The sequence below is a fragment of the Escherichia sp. KCJ4928 genome (genome assembly GCF_004352695.1).
Classification (GTDB): Bacteria; Pseudomonadota; Gammaproteobacteria; order Enterobacterales; family Enterobacteriaceae; genus ECMA0423.
Genome location: NZ_SJWV01000312.1, coordinates 1 through 2,896, shown reverse-complemented (window position 1 = coordinate 2,896; position 2,896 = coordinate 1). Strand labels below are relative to the sequence as shown.

The window sequence follows — 2,896 nt, the reverse complement described above, 5'->3', positions numbered from 1 at the left end:
ATGCAGCGGATGGAAGGTGAATTAACCAACACCATGACTCAGTGGGCCGATAAAATTGGCCACCTGCAAATTGCTGATAATCCGCATCGCGGCGAACCGGGGACCGGAGAAATTAATTATGATTATCTCTTTAAGGTAATCGAAAATTCTGACTACAACGGTTGGGTTGGGTGTGAATATAAACCCCAAACCACCACGGAAGCCGGTTTACGCTGGATGGATCCGTACCGTTAAAACGTAACGCTGTTCAGGCAATGCTTTTTTAGGCTGCTAAGTTGGCAGGGGATCGTGTTGTCTGAATTCAGGAAAAGCGAAATTTAAAAGAGGTTAATTATGAAACTGGGATTTATTGGCTTAGGCATTATGGGTACACCGATGGCCATTAATCTGGCGCGTGCCGGTCATCAACTGCATGTCACAACCATTGGACCGGTTGCTGATGAATTACTGTCACTGGGTGCCGTCAGTGTTGAAACTGCGCGCCAGGTAACGGAAGCATCGGACATCATTTTTATTATGGTGCCAGATACACCACAGGTTGAAGAAGTTCTGTTCGGTGAAAATGGTTGTACCAAAGCCTCGCTGAAGGGCAAAACCATTGTTGATATGAGCTCCATTTCCCCGATTGAAACTAAGCGTTTCGCTCGTCAGGTGAATGAACTGGGCGGCGATTATCTCGATGCGCCAGTCTCCGGCGGTGAAATCGGTGCGCGTGAAGGGACGTTGTCGATTATGGTTGGCGGTGATGAAGCGGTATTTGAACGTGTTAAACCGCTGTTTGAACTGCTCGGTAAAAATATCACCCTCGTGGGCGGTAACGGCGACGGCCAAACCTGCAAAGTGGCAAATCAGATTATTGTGGCGCTCAATATTGAAGCGGTTTCTGAAGCCCTGCTATTTGCTTCAAAAGCCGGTGCGGACCCGGTACGTGTGCGCCAGGCGCTGATGGGCGGCTTTGCTTCCTCACGTATTCTGGAAGTTCATGGCGAGCGTATGATTAAACGCACCTTTAATCCGGGCTTCAAAATCGCTCTGCACCAGAAAGATCTCAACCTGGCACTGCAAAGTGCGAAAGCACTTGCGCTGAACCTGCCAAACACTGCGACCTGCCAGGAGTTATTTAATACCTGTGCGGCAAACGGTGGCAGCCAGTTGGATCACTCTGCGTTAGTGCAGGCGCTGGAATTAATGGCTAACCATAAACTGGCCTGATACCCGCAATAAAAATGGCCGATATCAGAAAATGAATCGGCCAGCAATATTAAAAAAGAAAGCAGCCAAAGATGTTGCTTCAGTATTAAAAATAATATTTTTATTTTATTTGTTCCTCATAGCTAGATTAAAACAACGTTATTCGATACGTGAAATTAAGAGGGATTTATGGAACATCAGAGAAAACTATTCCAGCAACGCGGCTATAGCGAAGATCTATTGCCGAAAACGCAAAGCCAGCGGACCTGGAAAACATTTAACTATTTTACCTTATGGATGGGTTCGGTTCATAACGTTCCCAATTATGTGATGGTCGGCGGCTTTTTTATTCTCGGCTTGTCTACCTTTAGTATTATGCTGGCAATTATCCTCAGCGCCTTTTTCATTGCCGCGGTAATGGTATTAAACGGCGCTGCGGGCAGTAAATACGGCGTACCGTTTGCCATGATCCTGCGTGCTTCTTACGGCGTACGTGGCGCACTGTTTCCCGGATTATTAAGAGGCGGTATTGCTGCCATTATGTGGTTTGGCCTGCAATGTTACGCGGGGTCACTGGCCTGCTTGATTCTGATTGGCAAAATCTGGCCGGGATTTTTAACTCTCGGTGGTGATTTCACGCTGTTAGGGCTTTCTCTACCGGGCTTAATTACTTTCTTACTCTTCTGGCTGGTCAACGTTGGTATAGGTTTTGGCGGTGGCAAAGTTTTAAATAAATTCACTGCCATTCTTAACCCGTGCATCTATATCGTTTTCGGCGGTATGGCGATTTGGGCGATTTCGCTGGTCGGGCTCGGTCCAATCTTTGACTACATTCCGAGCGGTATTCAGAAAGCAGAAAACAGTGGCTTCCTGTTCCTGGTGGTGATAAACGCGGTAGTTGCGGTCTGGGCGGCACCGGCGGTGAGCGCATCCGACTTTACGCAAAACGCCCACTCGTTTCGTGAGCAAGCGCTGGGGCAAACGCTGGGTTTAGTTGTGGCCTATATTCTGTTTGCGGTCGCGGGGGTATGTATTATTGCCGGAGCCAGTATTCATTACGGCGCTGATACCTGGAACGTGCTGGATATTGTTCAGCGTTGGGACAGCTTGTTCGCCTCGTTCTTTGCGGTACTGGTTATTCTGATGACGACTATCTCCACTAACGCCACCGGTAATATTATTCCTGCCGGTTATCAGATTGCCGCTATTGCACCGACGAAACTGACCTATAAAAACGGCGTACTGATTGCCAGTATTATCAGCCTGCTGATCTGCCCGTGGAAATTAATGGAAAATCAGGACAGTATTTATCTGTTCCTCGATATTATCGGCGGAATGCTTGGTCCGGTAATTGGTGTCATGATGGCGCATTATTTTGTGGTGATGCGTGGGAAAATTAATCTTGATGAACTGTATACCGCACCTGGCGATTATAAATATTACGATAACGGTTTTAACCTCACTGCGTTTTCAGTAACTCTGGTGGCCGTTATTTTATCTCTTGGCGGTAAGTTTATTCCCTTTATGGAACCGTTATCGCGTGTTTCATGGTTTGTCGGCGTCATCGTCGCCTTTGCGGCCTACGCCTTATTAAAGAAACGTACAACAGCAGAAAAAACAGGAGAGTAAAAAACCATAGGTTAATTAATCCCGATATTGAACATTGAGTTAAAAACCAATCTGTATTTTACAAGGAGTTTATTAT

Annotated in this window: 3 protein-coding genes; all 3 read left to right on the top strand. The window is 46.7% G+C overall.

Annotation, left to right across the window (positions count from 1 at the left end; translation table 11 throughout):
* On the top strand, window positions 1-234 hold a 234-nt coding region (locus E0D98_RS23025), incomplete at its 5' end, for a TIM barrel protein (RefSeq protein WP_240723752.1).
* 99 nt (window positions 235-333) lie between these two features.
* Window positions 334-1,212, top strand: coding sequence for a 2-hydroxy-3-oxopropionate reductase (glxR, locus tag E0D98_RS23020; protein ID WP_000765839.1), 879 nt, complete (start codon window positions 334-336; stop codon window positions 1,210-1,212).
* A 168-nt stretch (window positions 1,213-1,380) separates the two neighbouring features.
* On the top strand, window positions 1,381-2,820 hold the full coding sequence (locus E0D98_RS23015; protein WP_050877072.1) for a putative allantoin permease: 1,440 nt from the start codon (window positions 1,381-1,383) through the stop codon (window positions 2,818-2,820).
* Window positions 2,821-2,896: the final 76 nt, after the last annotated feature.